The organism is Thalassospira sp. B30-1, from assembly GCF_015767575.1.
Classification (GTDB): Bacteria; Pseudomonadota; Alphaproteobacteria; order Rhodospirillales; family Thalassospiraceae; genus Thalassospira; species Thalassospira xiamenensis.
Map to the genome: position 1 here is coordinate 2,536,591 of NZ_CP065232.1, position 16,622 is coordinate 2,553,212.

A 16,622-nucleotide genomic window follows, 5' to 3' on the forward strand; every position below is an offset into this window, starting at 1 on the left:
TTGACAGCGCCCATAAAAAACAGGCCGAAGGCTAAAGTTCTCGGCCTGTTTCCCTTAAATGCCTTGCTTTGCTACCTTGCAAACGCCTTCTTCATCCGCTCAATCGCCTCGGACATTTTGGCTTCTTCCTTGCAGAAGCAGAACCGCACAAAATTGCGAACGCCGCCATCCTTGCCCTGATAGAACGCCGAAACAGGGATCGCCACAACACCGGCTTCCTTGATCATGATCTGGCAGAACTCGACATCATCGCAATCATAGCCCAGCGGACGGAAATCGCAGGTGATGAAATAAGTACCCTGCGAGTCCAGAACACCAAAGCCAACCTCTTTCAAACCCTTCATCAGGAAATCGCGCTTTGCCTGCATTTCAGCAGTAAAACCTTCGAAGTAATCATCACCTTTGTTAAGGCCGTAGGCCACACCATGCTGCAGCCCTGGCGGCACGGTGAAAACAAGGAACTGATGCGCTTTTTTGATCGGCTCCATCAATTTTGCACATGCTGTGATGTATCCGATCTTCCACCCCGTCAGTGAGAATGTCTTGCCTGCTGATCCGATGCGTACGGTGCGATCATGCATACCGGGAAAAGTCATCAGCGGTTTGTGTTTGCGCCCGTCAAAGACAAGATGTTCATAAACCTCGTCACATAGTGCGATCACATCATGCTTGATGCACAGATCAGCAATGAATTGCAGTTCATCATCGCCATAGACCTTTGAACAGGGGTTCTGCGGCGAGTTTATCAGGATCAACTTGGTTTTTTCCGAGAAGGCCGCTGCAAGTTCTTCGCGTGGCAGATCCCAGCTTGGCGGTGTGACACGTACCAGTTTGGGGATACCGCCCGCAAGCTTCACCATAGGAAGGTAGCTGTCATAAAGGGGTTCGATCAGGATCACTTCATCGCCGGGCGCAACAAGACCAAGGATCACATCAGCCAGCGCCTCGGTCGCACCGACCGCGACAAGGACTTCTTTCTTCGGATCAACCTCGATATCATAGAAACGCTTGTTATGGTCGGCGACCGCCTGAAGCAATTCCGGAACACCTGCCAACGGCGGATATTGATTGGACAGTTCCATCGTAGCCTTGGCCGCAGCTTCGCGAATATCAGCCGGACCGTCAGTATCGGGCGCTCCCTGCCCCAGATTGATGGCATTATGTTTCTGGGCCAGTTCGTTCATCACTTCAAAAATCGTGATGCCGCCCGAAGCGAAAAGAGGATTGCCGACAAATTCGGTCATGAGGCGTCCTTCTCTGAGTTTCAGTACCGGTCGGTGGAAACCGGCTTTTATCTGTCTGGTGGCGCAAATTATAAATCAGACAGGCAGATTATATGATCCATGCCCTGTCGTCATGATACGTGTTTTATGTATTTTCTGTCGCACGACGCAGGCAGATCAGGCAAGCACGGATCGCGGAGAACCTCGTTGCCCCCTGCCATCTCACAATGTTTGCATAAATTTTAAACATTCTGCCTAAAAGACAATCAGATGCGATCAAGAAAATCTTAAAAACTTCATGGGTTTTGCTGGGTTTTCACGCAGAGACTCCTTAGAATGACCGCGCGGGCCAAAACTGGCACGGCCCGTGCAATTAACGCGGCAAAGCAATGGAGCTTTCCGAGTTCTACGCAACTCTCGCAAAAAGCAGAGGGCGCTTAATGAAAAAGATTGAAGCCATCATCAAGCCATTCAAGCTTGACGAGGTTAAAGAGGCCCTTCAAGAGATTGGCCTCAAAGGGATTACCGTTACCGAAGCCAAAGGCTTCGGCCGACAGAAAGGCCATACGGAGCTGTATCGCGGCGCCGAATATGTTGTGGACTTTCTGCCGAAGGTAAAGTTGGAAATCGTCGTTGAGGACACGCTTGTCGAGCGTGCGATTGAGGCAATCCAGCAAGCCGCTCACACCGGTCGTATCGGTGACGGTAAAATCTTCGTTTCCTCGCTTGAGGACGCGATCCGCATTCGTACCGGTGAACGGGGCAACGACGCGATCTAATCGGTCCGTTACCTGACATTGAACATCGTACGATCACTAATTTTGAGTTTTAAAGGGTTGCATCATGTCTGACGCTGCTTCTGTACTTAAGCTTATCAAAGAAAAAGGCATCCAGTTTGTCGATCTGCGCTTTACCGATTCCAAAGGTAAATGGCAGCACACCGCGCAGGACATCTGCACAATCGACGAAGACGTTTTTGTTGACGGCATCATGTTCGACGGTTCGTCGATCGCTGGCTGGAAAGAAATCAACGAATCCGACATGATCCTTATGCCGGATCCGTCGACCGCTGTTGTTGACCCGTTCACTGCGCAGCCGACCCTGATCATCGTTTGCGACGTTATCGAACCGGCCACTGGCCAGGGTTACGAGCGTTGCCCGCGTTCGACCGCAAAACGCGCACTCGCATACATGAAATCGGCCGGTATCGGCGACACCGCATATTTCGGTGCAGAGCCGGAATTCTTCATGTTTGATGACGTTCGCTGGACCACCGCTGGCGAAGGCATGGGTTATCAGCTGGACTCCGAAGAAGGTCCGTACAACACCGGCACCGAATTCGAAGGCGGCAACCGCGGCCACCGTCCGGGTCCGAAGGGCGGCTATTTCCCGGTACAGCCGGTTGACTCGGCCAACGACATCCGCGCCGAAATGGTCAACTACATCAACGAAATGGGCGTGCGTTGCGAAAAGCACCACCACGAAGTTGCACCGTCGCAGCACGAACTGGGTATCGCTTTCGGCACCCTGATCGAACATGCTGACGCCGTTCAGGTTTACAAATACTGCATCCACATGGTTGCACATCAGTATGGCAAAACCGCAACCTTCATGCCGAAGCCGGTCTTTGGCGACAACGGCTCGGGCATGCACGTTCACCAGTCGATCTGGCACGAAGGCAAACCGCTGTTCGCAGGTAACGGCTATGCTGACCTGTCTGACACAGCCCTGTACTATATCGGCGGCATCATCAAACACGCCAAAGCACTGAACGCTTTCACCAACCCGACAACCAACTCTTACAAGCGTCTGGTCCCGGGCTTCGAAGCACCGGTTCTTCTGGCATACTCGGCTCGCAACCGTTCTGCTTCCTGCCGTATCCCCTACACCGCATCCCCGAAGGGCAAGCGCGTCGAGATTCGCTTCCCTGATCCGCTTGCCAACCCGTATCTCGCATTCACCGCAATGCTGATGGCTGGCCTTGACGGTATCGAGAACAAGATCCACCCGGGCGATGCAATGGACAAAAACCTCTATGACCTTCCGCCGGAAGAGCTCAAAGAAGTTCCGACCGTTTGCCGCTCGCTGCACGAAGCACTTGATAGCCTCGACGCAGACCGCGACTTCCTGAAAAAAGGCGATGTGATGAGCGACGACCTGATCGACGCTTACATCGCCCTGAAAATGGAAGAAGTTATCCGCTTCGAACAGTCGCCGCACCCGGTCGAATTCGACATGTACTACAGCGGCTGATCCTTTCACCAGAAAGGACGACCATCGAACACGAAACGCCCGGCCATGTGCCGGGCGTTTTTGTTTGTGCCAACCACCAGATTCCCGGCAAAAATGCGCCTGATTAGACCTATTGGCTAATTGAAAATCTCGGCAAAACCGCAGTACAGGCGGATGCAACTGATCAAATCAGCAAAGGAAAAAGGCGGGATGATCACATCACCCCACCCAAATTCCACTTGAGCAAACCAATCAGACCTAGACAGTATCATCCCTGTGCAAATCGGGTTCAAGCTCTGGCCGATAGAGACAGGCCCGCCCCTTGCCGGCTTCTTTGGCCTCGTACATGGCCTTGTCAGCACGGCGCAATTGCTCGGTCACGTCGCAATAGCCTGCGTCGAAAACGGTAAAGCCAATCGATGCACCAATATCACAACGATTCCCTTCCCACATATAGGGTTTGGAAATCTCGGCAATAATGTCATCGGCCAGTGCCGCCATTTCCTTTTCATCACCTTTATTAATGAAAAATAGCGTAAATTCATCACCGCCCAGACGCGCCACTTCCTCCGCCCGACGGGCAACACGCTTGAGCCGCTTTGCCGTTTCAACCAGAACCCAGTCGCCAGCACCATGCCCCAATGTATCGTTCACGGTCTTGAAGCCATCAAGATCAAGAAGGAAGATTGACGCTGGCGTATCCGTACCGCGCAAGACAGTTTCACATTGTGAAAGCTTCTGCATGTAACGCGCACGGTTTGCCAGGCCGGTCAGTTCGTCGTTATTTGCCTTGTTCTGCAGCTCACGTGCAGCAAGCTTCTGCTTGGTGATATCACTTATCCACCAGAGCACAGATTCCTGCCCCTCGAATGTCAGCGGTTCCATGGATGCCTTCAACCACCGCGCATCTGAATCTGCCGGACGGCGAATGCGTAATTCCACATCCTGCAATTCGCCAAGCATATCCATATCCTGAAGACTTTTTTCTCGGTATCGCTCCGAAAGAAGCACTGTGTCCGTTGGCACCGTTCCATCACTATCAAGAGACAGAAGAGTCTCGAACATCTTGTTATAAAACTGGAATTCCCCGCCATCCCGGTTGGAAATGCCAACACCGATTGGTGCCTTTTCCAAAAGCCCTGTCAGACGTTGTGCTGCCGCGGCGACTTCGGCCTGTGCCTGTTTTAGCGATGTCACATCAATCAACGAGCCAATCGTACCGGCAATTGCGCCACTTGGCCCCTTCAGGCTAGCGGCTGCAAACAATGCGGATTTTTCGACACCGTCCATTTCGAAATCAATTTCATGACGCACATTGCCTTCTGATTTCAGCAACGGCGCCTCGTAATCGAAAATGCGGCTAACAAGCGGCGCCGGGGCCACATCGGCGAATTTGCCGCCAATCACCTTTTTGGGATCCTGCCCCAGCAACTCGGCAAAAGCATCATTGCAACGGTTGATCACACCATCCAGATTCTTGAGGTAAACCGGGATAGGCAACACATCGATTAGATGCTGGATGAAAAGCTTGTGATCGGCCAATGCCTTGGCAAGTTCTTCTGCCTTGCCAGCCTCGCGAAAGACCAGTGCTGTCACACCTTCGGGACCTTCGGCCTTACGCCACGTAACTTTTCTGCCATTCATTTGAAAGGCTGGCAAATCGGCCTTGGCATCCTTACCAGAAATGAGGCTAAGCGCTTCGCGTGCCGCACCGACACTGTCGCCAGACGAAAATTCCGCATTTTTGGCAAGAAAAGCAAGGAACTGCTTGATTTCGGTTCCGTCTCGCAAGGCCGACTTCGATGCGTTAAAAAGGTTAACCGCAACCAAATTGGCATGGGCGATTTTCAAATCGGACGAACCGATGAATATAATGCCGTCACGCGATAGTGCTGCTGTGGCGACAATGTCTGGAGCAATTGACAATACACGCACGCGCCGCTTTGCGACGCACTCCCTTTCCCGTGTTATCTATAATGCCCCAAAACCATCGGATTTTATTACCAAGGCCGCTTAGCAGGCCCTTTTTCAAAGCTCTTATTCCATACGTAAGTATATGACAAGCTTAGTCTTGCGACCAGAGCCAATGCGTCACGATTTTTTATCGCCGACCGGCAGGTCAATATATCCCCGATCAATGCAATGTTCGAGTTCACGCGCAGCCGCAAGCATTTCCTGATAGCTCTCGCGAAGAAGTTTAAGCTTCGCCAGTTCTTCGGCCGTCGGATGATTGTCGTTGCGATCTGCACTGAGCTTGAAGGCATATTTCAGATAGTCGGCACGCAACTTGGCAACATTGATAATAAGCGGCAAAGCCGTATCGACGCTCATATCAGGGATCGCAGGACTGATGACTTCATGGTTCACTTCACGCAAAACATGCTCCATAGCCATCATGAAACGGCTTTTGCTGCGTCCGGCATCCTGCGTCATGATTTACCCTCCTTGGCGATAACGGTCTGGAATGACATACATTATCTCCTGTTAAGGTAAAAACTCCTATAACAGTTTTACACCCCTGCACTTGATGTTTTTCAACCTTTAACTGCCTTATGTGATCACGGCTTGCGCGAACCGGTCAGGCAGGCTAGACGATGAAGCATGCAATTCTCGAGACAAGGAACCCGATCATGGAAGCACACGTAAAGTGGCTTGAAAATCTGACCTTCACCGGCACCAGCGGCTCTGGCCACGGCGTTGTCATGGATGGCAACCGTGACACCGGCTTTGGTCCGAGCCCGATGGAGATGCTGCTTCTCGGTCTGGCAGGATGCTCGTCGATTGATGTCGTGCATATCCTTCAGAAAGGCCGCGAGAAAATCATTGATGTCCAAGCCGATGTCAAAGCCGAACGTGCGGAAACCGACCCCAAGGTCTTCACGAAAATCCACCTGCATTTCAAGGCCAAGGGTGAAAACCTGAACGAAGCCAAACTGGCCCGTGCGGTTGAACTTTCAGCCGAGAAATATTGCTCGGCCTCAATCATGCTGTCGAAGGCGGCCGAAATCACGCATAGCTGGGAAATCATGGAATAAGCCAGCTTTCGGGCGTGTTCTGCCACCGATTTCAAAGCGGTCCGTTACGGGCCGCTTTTTTGTTGGTCGCGTCATAATGCAGCCTGAGTTAGAGTTTATCGGACAAGCCACCACACCGAAACGAAACGGGGAAGCTTTCCATGTCCGCAAACGGCCTTTTGCGTTCGACACTTGTCGCTATGACCATTCCGGCGACGATTGCACTGTCGGGATGCATTTTCGAAGACCCGCAACATGATCCGTCCGGCCTTGCCATTGGTGCCCCCGCCGAGAACCAATCATTTGACGATTATGTCAAGAAAACCCGCGAACAGCTTCGCACGGCACTTAAAGCAAAGCGCTTTGACAAGGAAGCCGCGCCATTTGGCCAATACGATCTTGACCAGGTGGTCGCGATGCGTGCCCCTTTCGCATCAGGTCCGAACAAAGCGGCCTGCGATGCGGCGGGCAATGACACGGCACATGGCAAAGATGTCGGTTTCCTGATGGTACATGGCCTGACAGACAGTCCGTTTCTGATGACCGATGTGCGCGATACGTTGCAATCCAAATTCCCATGCGCGACCTTCCATGGCCTGCTTCTTCCGGGGCATGGCACCGTCCCAGGTGATTTGGTTGACGTCAGTTACGAGGACTGGATCAAAACAGTGCGTTATGGCATGGACGGGTTCGCAAACGGCACCGACCATGTCATCACCATTGGCTATTCGATGGGGGCGGCCCTGATCGGGCGCGAATTTGATGCCCGTCGCCGCGATCCGCGGATGACGGCAATGGTTTTACTATCGCCGGGCTTTGCTGCCAAAAGCGATCAGGCATGGCTGACACCCTATGCCCGTTATGTCCAAAGCTGGGTTGGCAAAGGAGAAAACAGTGATGCTGCCAAATATGGTTCGATGGCAATGAATGCCGCAGCGGAATTTCATCTGCTGACTGAACCTTATCGCGATGGCACCATGGATACGTTCGATATCCCCGTCTTCATGGTGGCCAGTTCCGATGACCACACGGTTGATCCCTTACTGGCGGCCGACTTTTTCTGCAACAAGGTCACAAATGATAACAAGCGCCTGATCTGGTATCAGGGCGAAGAACACCTGATTGACGAACATCCTTTGTGTGAGGGTGTCGACATTGTCAAATCTGCGGCTCCGGACTGGCGGACGCTTAATCATGCCCATACTGCCATTACCATGCATCCCGATAACCAGCATTACGGTATGGATGGCATTATCCGTCGATGCGACCATTACGACGAGCAAAGCGCCAACAGTAAATGCCAGACCAGCAGCGATGCGGTTTATGGTGAATTGAATCTGTCGGATTCCGCGTCCCCGGGCAGTCTGCGGCGCGGAACCTTCAACCCCGATTTTGTCAGCATGCTCGACAAAATGACCCATTTCATCGAAGTGTCACTGGAAGTCCCGGGAAAGACCGCAAATTGATGAACAGTTTGCACAACTGATCATCGCCTGCCGCCATAAGAAGCACGCACAGACATGACCTTTGCCATTGATCGATTTACCGGACGAAGCGGCCTGACATTTCGTTATGCCTTGCATTCGCCTGAAAATGCCATTGGTCATGTCCTGATCCTTCAGGGGCGCGGCGAGTTCATCGAACGCTACGGCGAAACAGCACATGAACTTGCCGAACGCGGGCTTGGCTGTGTCACTTTCGATTTCCGCGGACAGGGCGGATCAACCCGCGAAGTCACCGAAAGCCATATGGGTTATGTCCGCGATATCGCCCATTATATCGAAGATACGCATGATGTGCTTTCGCACCTGGCCGATCACTACAATATCCACTGTGATCTGCTTCTGACCCACTCGACTGGCGGGCTGGTGGGCATGCACATGCTGCTTGAAAAACCGTCCCTGTTTGAAAGCAGCGTCATGATCGCCCCATTTTTCGGGCTTGGTGGGCCGGACTGGATCGCACTTGCCGCGCAGTTTTTGTCAGCCGGACTGTGCCGATATGGTTTCGACAAGCAATTCCTGCCAGGACAAAAGCTGCTGTCACCACTGCAACCCTTTGGCGATGATAATCTGCTGACGTCGGATAGGGCGCGCTACGAACGCAACGTCACCTGCCTGCAAGATAACCCTGATCTGGTGGTTGGTGGCGTTTCGGCGGGATGGCTTGATGCCTGTTTCAGGGCACAGGCGGAATTATCCCAGCGTATTGTACCGGATAATAATTTTGTGACCTCGCCCCTGCCCCCGATTACGATGATTCTGTCAGGAAACGATCAGGTGGTCAGCAACCGCACCACACAGGAACTGTTTGGCGATCATCCATCGGTTGCAATGGTCGAGATACCCGAAGCCCGTCATGAAGTCCTTCAGGAACGCGATGTTTTCCGAAACCTTTTCTGGCAGGCATTTGACCAGCATCTGGCAACCAATCATACAGACTGGCCCCTGCCTCGTTTCTAATAGGCGCGTCTACCTTCTCAAACCGACTGCAACATTCTCTTTTCAAACCGTTCACGTCGGAACCGGCTGGGCGACATGCCGCGATGACGGTCAAATTGCCGATTGAAATGCGACAGGTTCTGAAACCCGGATTCCTCCGCCACCCGATAAATCGGCAAATCGGACGACAGCAGCAACGACACCGCCCGCCCCAACCGCAATCCCATTAGATAGTCCTGAATGCTTGACCCTGTATGACGTTTGAAAAAACGGCGCAGGGTCCGCTCGCTCATGCCGGTCTGCTCGGCAATTTCAGCACTTCCGGTTTGTTCGACATAGTGCGAATGCAAAATATCCAGAACCCGACCAAGCCGGGTTGCCTCATGATAATCGGGCACCGTCGCGTCAAACCGTTCGGACGCAAGCGGTATCCGTTCCTGCGCATCCAGCAAAATCCGCAATACTTCTATCAGCAACAATAACCGGTCGGCCGGATCGCCTATATCAAACCGGTGTGTGAAAGCCGCAACCTTTCGTGCTGATAGGGTATCGAACTTCACACCCCGCCGTGCATCTGTCAGGACAGGTCGCAGCCGCGCAAATTCCGGAATGGTTTCACAAACATTATTGATCCAATCGGCCGTAAACCAGAACACAAAGGCCTGATGTGGCCGTTCGCCCGGCTTTGCCTGCAAATCAAGATCATAGGCTCCCATATCGATTTTCCCGGATGCGGGCGGGGCGGCATTGTGCGAATGCCATGTATGGGGCAGGTTCGGGCCCAGCAAGACCAGATCATCGTCACCGTAAGAACCGATATGATCCCCGACATAGCGTTGCCCCTCACTTCCAAGCGTCAGGGTCAGTTCATATTCCGGATGAAAATGCCACTCGAACGGGATCGCACGCAGGTTCCGGTGCAGGCCGCGCCATGACCGATCCGGTGCAATTTTCACATGTTCGAACAGCAGTTTCATTCAAACACCCGCTTATACGGCTATCAAAATCGATTAATTTGGCCGAATAGTATCATATTATGTCCGCCCTGTCAGTGGGCGCGACCATCGCGGCCCTCTAGAATGGTTCCAACATCATGAACCATGCGGGAGGAAAAATCATGAGCATGCTGGCAAACACAACCATGGCAACAATGGCCGCGACCGGCCCGAATGCGAACCGGCCGGGCAATGCCTCGGTCAAGGAAGTCACCGGCACGCAATTGCGTGATCTCGAAAAATCGCTGCCGCTCCGCGTGCTATCGGATGCGGACTTCAAACACTGGCAAACCTATGGCTTTGTTGTCGTAAAAAATGCCGTCCCGCAGGAACAGGTCAAAGCCACCGTCGATTTCCTCTGGGAATTTCAGGAAATGGATCCGAATGATCCGGCAAGCTGGGCCCGGCCGCAAATGCGCGACCATGCCATGACCGAACTGAACAATTCCGGCATGGTCGAAGCCTATCATCATCAATCAATGTGGGATAACCGCCAGACGCCGCGGATTTATGACGCGTTTGTCGATATCTGGGATCGGACCGATCTTTGGGTATCGATTGATCGCGCCAACCTTAATACGCCCAATGTCGGCACGCGTGCCTTTGACGGTTTCATTCATTGGGACGCCGATACCAGTCAGGTCCCGCTGCCGATCAATGTGCAGGGCGTTTTATCGTTGGTCGACACCAATGATGATATGGGTGGGTTCCAGTGTGTACCGGATCTGTTTGCCAATTTCGCCGAATGGCTTGCCACCGCGCCAAAGGACCGAGACCCGTTCCGGCCGGACATCGCCAATATTCCGTATGAACCCAAACGCATCCCGATGCAGGCGGGCGATCTTCTGATTTTCAATAGCCTGCTTGCACATGGCATTCGCGCCAACCGGTCCAACCAGACCCGCGTTGCGCAATATATATCCATGACCCCGGCAACGCCCGAGGAACAGGAACTTGTTGATTGGCGGACCAAAAGCTGGTCGGAACGCCTGCCGGCACGCGGTCACGCCTTCCCGGGTGACCCGCGCAATTGGGAACAGACGCGCTATGAACGCGCAAAGCTGACACCACTTGGTGAAAAGCTTCTGGGTAAAGTTGCCTGGTAACAGAACAAAAAAACGCCCCGGATTTCTGGGGCGTTTTGTATTAGTTCGCATCAAGCTTTGCGATCAGTATGGCTTTAGTGTCAGCATCCACAAAGGCCGCCTCAAGGGCGGTACGCGTTATACCGCGAAGCTCATTCTCGCTAAAACCAAACACATCTTTAGCGCGCTGATACTCCTCGGCCAATGTTGTGTGGAAGAAAGGCGGATCATCTGATCCCAACGTCACCTTAACCCCGGAATCATAAAGCCTGCGCAGGGGGTGGGATGCGTAATCCGGATATACAGACAGGGCAATATTCGATCCGGGGCACACTTCCAGAACAATGCCGCGTTTCACCAGTTCTTCGACCAGTTTCGGGTCTTCGATGGATCGCACACCATGCCCTATTCGGGTCACCGGCAATTTGTCGATTGCATCCCAGACACTTTGTGGACCCTCAACTTCACCGGCATGCGTTGTACATCCAAGCCCGGCATCGGCGGCAATTTTATAGGCCGGGTAAAACGCTTCCTGCGAAAACATGCTTTCATTCCCGCCCATGCCAAACCCGACAATATAGGGATGACCACACGCAACCGTATCAGTCGCCACACCAATCGCCTTTTCCGGGCCGATATGGCGAACGCAGGTCATGATGATCCGTCCGATAATTCCGGTTTCCTTCCCGGCACGGTCAATCCCCTCGGCAACACCATTCAGATGATCATCAAAGGAAATACCACATTCCAGTGCATGTGACGGCGAACAGAAAATCTCGACATAAAGCGCCCCCGCTTTGGCCTGTTCGCAAAGATACCAATGCGTCAGATCGGCATAATCCTTACCAGTACGGATTGCCGCACTCGCCCTGTCAAAACTGCCCAGAAATTCGGGGAAGTTTGACCAGATATACCGATCCTGATCATCATAAATCCCGTCCGGAAGGCTAATACCGTTGCGGGCGGCGAATTTCCGCACCAATGCAGGCGTCAACGCACCTTCCATATGCAGATGCAATTCGGCCTTGGGAATATGCTGTGTCATTTCTGGCGCTCCGGATTTTCTTATTTTCTTTCCTGATCCAGTTCTAGCGCCAACAAGACCCTAGGTCACGCAACAACCGTTTTCCGTCGCAGCATTTTTATCGAAGCCAAAAGCGCGCCACCAACAATCAAAAGGCAACCCGCGATCACGGTCGGGCTTGCTTCGGCTTTGCCAAAACCGATCAGCAGGATCGTGCTGAGTAACGGTGCACCATAAGACGCGACACCCAGAACCTGAATATCGCCATGCTTGGTGCCATAATCCCAGACAAAGAAAGCAACCCCGACCGGGCCAAGACCAAGCCCGATAATCGCAAGCCATTGCCCGGCATCCGGCATCACCCAGATTTCAGTCACGCCGTGTGTTATGAAACCCAATAACGCCGCACCGGCACAAAATCCGCAAACGGCTTCAACTGGGACATCGCGATAGCGCCGGTTCAAAACCGAATATCCCGACCACAGGATAGAGCAAACCATTGCCGCACCATAGCCAAGGCCATAGGCCGGATCAAAATCAAACCCATGCCCTTTGGTCACCAGAACCGCAGCCCCGCAAAGTCCCAGAACCGCACCGGCAATGTGATACCAGCGCAATCGTTCGCCGGGCAGAAGTGCAGAAAACAGGACAATAAAAAGTGGCCACAGATAGGCAATCAGACTGGCATCAACCGCGGGCGCATTGGCCAAGGCTACGAAATAGAAAAAGTGATACCCAAACAACCCGCCAACCCCAAGCACCCAGGCACCAACCGGTTGCCTCAAGGCCTGAAATGCCGCCAACCCGCCGCGCGCGATCCAGATAAAGCTGAAAATGGCCGCAACGGAGAAACAAAGACTGACCAGTTGAAAAGGCGGGATGGCACTGACTTCTGTCGTAAATAACGCCAGCAAGGCCCAAAGCACAATGGCAATACCACCAATCATGGTGGCCTTTGTACGGTGATCAAGCAAAGTCATGAAACCATCCCGAAGTTCAACTAATCGCAGCGGTGATCAAAGCAGGTCGGGATGAAGACGTCTTTGCCGAAACTCCGGATTTCATTCGAATGAGATAAACCCGGAGGCCTTTAAGTTCGGCGGCGAAGCGCAATCGGCGCATGTCCGAACCGCCGGGAAAAGGCACGGGAAAATGCACTTTGATCGGTAAAACCGACCTCGCGCGCGATATCGCCAAGCGGCATTGTATTTTTCGGATCATTCAGCATTGCATAGGCACGCTGTAATCGTTGTTCGCCAAGCCAGCGCATCGGCGTTGTACCCAGATGCTTTTGAAACGCCGCAAATAACGCGCTTTCCGATTGCGCGGTAATCTTCGCCATTTCAGTAACCCCGATCGGTTCGGAAAGGCGCAGCTCAATCCAGGCAAGCAGGCGCTGCAAGCGCATCGGGATCATGCTGCCTGCGTCGGCTTTGTCAGTTTGCATGGCTGCTGAATGGCACAGGACTTCGCCTAAAGTTTTGCAAACAAACGCGTCATCGGCAAAGGTGTTTTCACACACAGCAATTCCCGCCACATGACGCAATGACAGATTTTCAGATTGCAGTCTCCCCTGCCCATCCGGCGAAAATCGCCGTATGCGCGATATCACACGCTTTTGCTCAAGTCCTTGCAAAAGACCTGTCAAATGCCCGGCATAGCCAGCCCCGACTTCAAGATAGGGTGACGCGCCCGCCTGATACCAAAACCGTTCAAGCCCGGTTTGCGCCGCAAGGTCGATATCGACATCAAGCACAAGAAAACGGTTCATCCCCAACGCCCGATAGGCATGGGTATCGCCCGCCGGAACAAACGCCAGCCTGCGGCCCGAAACACAGCCACCGCGCCCCTCGACCTCAAGCTCGAGCATGCCAAGATCGGCAATGATGATCTGGTGGAAATCGTCGTGACTGTGGCTGGCGGCTTCAGACCGATACTGGCGAAAACTTGTTTGCATTTCTGTTCCTGTTCAAGAGCCACAGGATATGCGATTGCCGCAGTTCCGCAAAGCCCCTCGACAGCCGATACCGGCACAAACAAAATCAGCAAGACGTTTATTAAGAACGCCTTGCTGATTGGCCGCCCGGGAGGAAGGCTAAAACCTTATGAAAACAGTTCCCTGTTTTCTTCAACGATCTGTGGCAAACGTTCCATGGTTCCCGAAAGATGCTGCCGCATTTCCGAACTGGCCAAATTGCCATCACCGGACTGGATCGCAGCAATTACCGCCTTGTGACCTTCAAGCACCGAAAGCATTTTACCCGCACGCGGCAGATCAAGCATGCGAACACGTGCGAGATGGCCACTGCGCGCCGTCACCTGCACATGCAGGTTTGATTGATTGACCCCATTGAAAAGAGCCGCATGGAACGTCTCATCCAGCTGCTTGAACAGATCAATCTGTTCGATATCACCCGCAAGGGCTTCCTGCATTTTGATGATGCCCTTGGCTTTGACAACGGCGGCAGTTTCCCCCATTTCCGCCAATTGCCGCACCACTTCGCATTCCGCCGCAACACGCAGAAAATGCTCCTCGCGGATACGGGCAACATCAATCTTGGTCACCACGGTTCGCGACTGGGGATAGGATGCGACCAACCCATCCTGTTCCAGACGCATGATGGCTTCACGCACCGGTGACTGGCTGACTTTGAAACTGTCCGCCAGTTCTGCCCGAACCAGTGTTGTTTCAGGCGGAAGGACAAGCGAGATGATCCGGCTTCTCAGTTCCTCATAAACAAGTGCCGAAGCAGGAACATGCGCATTGGCTTTCATCGCGCTATCATAAACAGGCATAAGACCGCCCATGAATGTATTCATTTTCACTCAACTCCCGGCAATTGCGCATGTGCCTGCATCCCTTCGTCCCTTCATTACATCAATGCGTTGGGCAATAACAACGTCAAGCTTGGCACTGCCGCCATCAAAACGAAAAATACCACCATCGCAATGAAGAACGGGATCGATGCCCGGGTATAAGCCCCGGTTTTGACATCCAGAATGCCACAAACCGTAAACATGATGACCCCGACCGGTGGCGTCAGACCGCCAAAATTGATCAGGGTCACGATCAAAATGCCCATATGGACCGGGTCATATCCGGCATTAACCAGAACCGGCATGACAATCGGCGTGACCAGAAGGATGTTGGCCGCTCCTTCAAGGAACATGCCGCTGATCACAAGAACCGCGACGACAAGCGTCAGGATCAGAACCGGATTTTCGGTAAGCGTTGTGACAAACTCGGTAATCTGCTGGGGTGCGCGTTCAATGGTCATGGCATAACCCAGAACCGCCGCCATAATGATCAGCAACATCACCATTCCAAGGTCGGAAACAGAGCCGGTCACCGCTTCGTAAAGCTTTTTGCGGTCCAGTTCCCGATAAACAAAAAATCCGACACAAAGCGCATAGAAAACAAGGAACGCGCCCGCCTCGGTCGCGGTAAACAGACCAAAGCGGAAGCCGACAATCAGAATGACCGGAAATGCCAGCGCCCAGATGCTTTCCGAAAAGCTCGACCAAAGCTCTTTTCCACTCGGCACCTTTGGCAGGTCGGGTTTATAGCCGTTCTTATGCGCGACAAACCAGGATGTGATCATCAGGACAATCGTCAGGAAAATACCGGGCAGAACGCCGGCCAAAAACAGGCGACCGATCGAAACTTCATTCACAAACCCGAACAGGATCAGTCCGATGCTTGGTGGAATGGTTGCGGTGATAACCGACCCGAAGGCCAGAACCGCAGCCGTTGATGCCTTGGAATAGCCCTGCTTGATCATGCTGGGCCCCAGAAGGCGCGCTTCCATCGAGGCATCAGCAACGGCCGACCCCGAAATCCCGCCCATCATGAAGCTTAGAACGATGGATACCTGTGCCAGCCCCCCGGCCATCCAGCCGGTTAGCAAACGGGCAAACTTGACCAGACGGAACGTAATCCCCGTCACATTCATCAGATTTCCGGCAAGGATGAAGAACGGCACAGCCAAAAGCGGAAAGCTTTGTGTTGCCGTTACCATTTTCTGGATCACCACGGTTGGCGGCATGGCCCCGGTCAGAATAAAGACCGGCACCGAAGCAAGCGCCAGGGCAAAGGCAACAGGCATTCCGATGACCAGAAAAACCGTAAATAGTACCGCAATCAGTATGAGCATCAGAACTGCCCCCTGCTTCGAATTCGTTCGATAAGCTTAAACACCATGGTCCGCATCAAAAGGATCAGACCGACAACCATCGAAGCATGGATGTAAGAGGCATGGATTTGCGTTGCGCCAACAAGACGGGGATGCATCAAAATCATGTTGCCCCACGCGTAATACAGCAGAAACGCAAGGAACCCGATGATCACGACGATATTGAACAATTCGACGAGATCGCGTGCTTTGGGGGATATGTTGTCCTGCAGGATCTGAAGACCGAAATGCCGGTTTTCCTGCATGCCAATGTCAGCTGCCAGCATGCAAAGCCAGACGAAAACAAGCTGGGCCATTTCAATTGACCAGATAATCGGGGATCCCACCGCCCTGGCAATTGACGCAACGCCTACCAGAACGACAATTGCAACAAGCAGAATCCCGGCACAGGCAAACTCAATTTGCTTGAGCATGT

Annotated in this window: 16 protein-coding genes; 6 read left to right on the top strand and 10 right to left on the bottom strand. The window is 53.0% G+C overall.

The window, feature by feature from the left end; genetic code table 11:
- Positions 1 to 71 precede the first annotated feature (71 nt).
- Positions 72 to 1,244 carry an aminotransferase gene (locus tag IT971_RS12290; protein WP_063095855.1) on the bottom strand — a complete coding sequence of 391 codons (1,173 nt, stop codon included), beginning with the start codon at positions 1,242 to 1,244 and terminating at the stop codon, positions 72 to 74.
- Between the two features lie 419 nt (positions 1,245 to 1,663).
- On the opposite strand from IT971_RS12290, the gene IT971_RS12295 reads away from it, so the two are divergent.
- Both IT971_RS12295 and glnA read left to right on the top strand, forming a co-directional pair.
- The gene (locus IT971_RS12295; RefSeq protein ID WP_007091888.1) at positions 1,664 to 2,002 is read left to right on the top strand and encodes a P-II family nitrogen regulator; all 339 of its coding nucleotides are present in this window, start codon (positions 1,664 to 1,666) and stop codon (positions 2,000 to 2,002) included.
- Between the two features lie 64 nt (positions 2,003 to 2,066).
- On the top strand, positions 2,067 to 3,476 hold the full coding sequence (gene glnA / locus IT971_RS12300) for a type I glutamate--ammonia ligase (RefSeq protein ID WP_007091889.1): 1,410 nt from the start codon (positions 2,067 to 2,069) through the stop codon (positions 3,474 to 3,476).
- A gap of 237 nt (positions 3,477 to 3,713) precedes the next feature.
- Here the strand turns inward: glnA and IT971_RS12305 are convergent, their stop codons facing one another.
- Positions 3,714 to 5,390, bottom strand: coding sequence for a bifunctional diguanylate cyclase/phosphodiesterase (locus IT971_RS12305; protein WP_063095853.1), 1,677 nt, complete (start codon positions 5,388 to 5,390; stop codon positions 3,714 to 3,716).
- Between the two features lie 156 nt (positions 5,391 to 5,546).
- On the bottom strand, positions 5,547 to 5,888 hold the full coding sequence (locus IT971_RS12310) for a hypothetical protein (RefSeq protein WP_007091891.1): 342 nt from the start codon (positions 5,886 to 5,888) through the stop codon (positions 5,547 to 5,549).
- 197 nt (positions 5,889 to 6,085) lie between these two features.
- Between IT971_RS12310 and IT971_RS12315 the strand changes: the two genes are divergently transcribed.
- The 3 genes from IT971_RS12315 (at position 6,086) to IT971_RS12325 (ending at position 8,931) form a co-directional block, all read left to right on the top strand.
- The gene (locus IT971_RS12315) at positions 6,086 to 6,490 is read left to right on the top strand and encodes an OsmC family protein (RefSeq protein WP_063095851.1); all 405 of its coding nucleotides are present in this window, start codon (positions 6,086 to 6,088) and stop codon (positions 6,488 to 6,490) included.
- Between the two features lie 140 nt (positions 6,491 to 6,630).
- Positions 6,631 to 7,935, top strand: coding sequence for a carboxylesterase (locus IT971_RS12320; RefSeq protein WP_063095849.1), 1,305 nt, complete (start codon positions 6,631 to 6,633; stop codon positions 7,933 to 7,935).
- 54 nt (positions 7,936 to 7,989) lie between these two features.
- Positions 7,990 to 8,931: an alpha/beta fold hydrolase gene (locus IT971_RS12325; protein ID WP_063095848.1), complete on the top strand. Its 942-nt coding sequence runs from the start codon at positions 7,990 to 7,992 to the stop codon at positions 8,929 to 8,931.
- A 17-nt stretch (positions 8,932 to 8,948) separates the two neighbouring features.
- Here IT971_RS12325 and IT971_RS12330 read toward each other — a convergent pair whose 3' ends face one another.
- Positions 8,949 to 9,887, bottom strand: coding sequence for an AraC family transcriptional regulator (locus tag IT971_RS12330; RefSeq protein ID WP_063095846.1), 939 nt, complete (start codon positions 9,885 to 9,887; stop codon positions 8,949 to 8,951).
- A gap of 140 nt (positions 9,888 to 10,027) precedes the next feature.
- Between IT971_RS12330 and IT971_RS12335 the strand changes: the two genes are divergently transcribed.
- Complete coding sequence (locus IT971_RS12335) at positions 10,028 to 11,011, top strand: phytanoyl-CoA dioxygenase family protein (protein WP_063095844.1); 984 nt, start codon at positions 10,028 to 10,030, stop codon at positions 11,009 to 11,011.
- A 40-nt stretch (positions 11,012 to 11,051) separates the two neighbouring features.
- On the opposite strand, the gene IT971_RS12340 is transcribed toward IT971_RS12335, so the two are convergent.
- The 6 genes from IT971_RS12340 to IT971_RS12365 all read right to left on the bottom strand — a co-directional run bounded on the left by IT971_RS12340 (position 11,052) and on the right by IT971_RS12365 (position 16,620).
- Positions 11,052 to 12,035, bottom strand: a complete 984-nt coding sequence (locus tag IT971_RS12340; protein ID WP_063095842.1) for an adenosine deaminase — start codon at positions 12,033 to 12,035, stop codon at positions 11,052 to 11,054.
- Between the two features lie 65 nt (positions 12,036 to 12,100).
- Complete coding sequence (locus IT971_RS12345) at positions 12,101 to 12,994, bottom strand: DMT family transporter (RefSeq protein WP_063095840.1); 894 nt, start codon at positions 12,992 to 12,994, stop codon at positions 12,101 to 12,103.
- Between the two features lie 110 nt (positions 12,995 to 13,104).
- The gene (locus tag IT971_RS12350) at positions 13,105 to 13,971 is read right to left on the bottom strand and encodes an AraC family transcriptional regulator (protein WP_063095838.1); all 867 of its coding nucleotides are present in this window, start codon (positions 13,969 to 13,971) and stop codon (positions 13,105 to 13,107) included.
- Positions 13,972 to 14,117: 146 nt separating this feature from the next.
- Positions 14,118 to 14,834: a GntR family transcriptional regulator gene (locus tag IT971_RS12355; protein WP_007091900.1), complete on the bottom strand. Its 717-nt coding sequence runs from the start codon at positions 14,832 to 14,834 to the stop codon at positions 14,118 to 14,120.
- 53 nt (positions 14,835 to 14,887) lie between these two features.
- Positions 14,888 to 16,168: a TRAP transporter large permease gene (locus tag IT971_RS12360; RefSeq protein ID WP_063095836.1), complete on the bottom strand. Its 1,281-nt coding sequence runs from the start codon at positions 16,166 to 16,168 to the stop codon at positions 14,888 to 14,890.
- Positions 16,168 to 16,620: a TRAP transporter small permease gene (locus tag IT971_RS12365; RefSeq protein ID WP_063095834.1), complete on the bottom strand. Its 453-nt coding sequence runs from the start codon at positions 16,618 to 16,620 to the stop codon at positions 16,168 to 16,170. Before IT971_RS12365 ends, IT971_RS12360 begins: the two co-directional genes overlap by 1 nt.
- Between the last annotated feature and the right edge of the window lie 2 nt (positions 16,621 to 16,622).

Excerpts from the sequence above, each read along its gene's own strand:
- IT971_RS12295 (WP_007091888.1), top strand. The coding sequence starts at position 1,664 with ATGAAAAAGATTGAAGCCATCATCAAGCCATTCAAGCTTGACGAGGTT.
- IT971_RS12330 (WP_063095846.1), bottom strand. The coding sequence starts at position 9,887 with ATGAAACTGCTGTTCGAACATGTGAAAATTGCACCGGATCGGTCATGG.
- IT971_RS12290 (WP_063095855.1), bottom strand. The coding sequence starts at position 1,244 with ATGACCGAATTTGTCGGCAATCCTCTTTTCGCTTCGGGCGGCATCACG.
- IT971_RS12365 (WP_063095834.1), bottom strand. The coding sequence starts at position 16,620 with ATGCTCAAGCAAATTGAGTTTGCCTGTGCCGGGATTCTGCTTGTTGCA.
- IT971_RS12350 (WP_063095838.1), bottom strand. The coding sequence starts at position 13,971 with ATGCAAACAAGTTTTCGCCAGTATCGGTCTGAAGCCGCCAGCCACAGT.
- IT971_RS12345 (WP_063095840.1), bottom strand. The coding sequence starts at position 12,994 with ATGACTTTGCTTGATCACCGTACAAAGGCCACCATGATTGGTGGTATT.
- IT971_RS12355 (WP_007091900.1), bottom strand. The coding sequence starts at position 14,834 with ATGAATACATTCATGGGCGGTCTTATGCCTGTTTATGATAGCGCGATG.
- IT971_RS12340 (WP_063095842.1), bottom strand. The coding sequence starts at position 12,035 with ATGACACAGCATATTCCCAAGGCCGAATTGCATCTGCATATGGAAGGT.
- IT971_RS12315 (WP_063095851.1), top strand. The coding sequence starts at position 6,086 with ATGGAAGCACACGTAAAGTGGCTTGAAAATCTGACCTTCACCGGCACC.
- glnA (WP_007091889.1), top strand. The coding sequence starts at position 2,067 with ATGTCTGACGCTGCTTCTGTACTTAAGCTTATCAAAGAAAAAGGCATC.
- IT971_RS12335 (WP_063095844.1), top strand. The coding sequence starts at position 10,028 with ATGAGCATGCTGGCAAACACAACCATGGCAACAATGGCCGCGACCGGC.
- IT971_RS12325 (WP_063095848.1), top strand. The coding sequence starts at position 7,990 with ATGACCTTTGCCATTGATCGATTTACCGGACGAAGCGGCCTGACATTT.
- IT971_RS12320 (WP_063095849.1), top strand. The coding sequence starts at position 6,631 with ATGTCCGCAAACGGCCTTTTGCGTTCGACACTTGTCGCTATGACCATT.
- IT971_RS12310 (WP_007091891.1), bottom strand. The coding sequence starts at position 5,888 with ATGACGCAGGATGCCGGACGCAGCAAAAGCCGTTTCATGATGGCTATG.
- IT971_RS12360 (WP_063095836.1), bottom strand. The coding sequence starts at position 16,168 with ATGCTCATACTGATTGCGGTACTATTTACGGTTTTTCTGGTCATCGGA.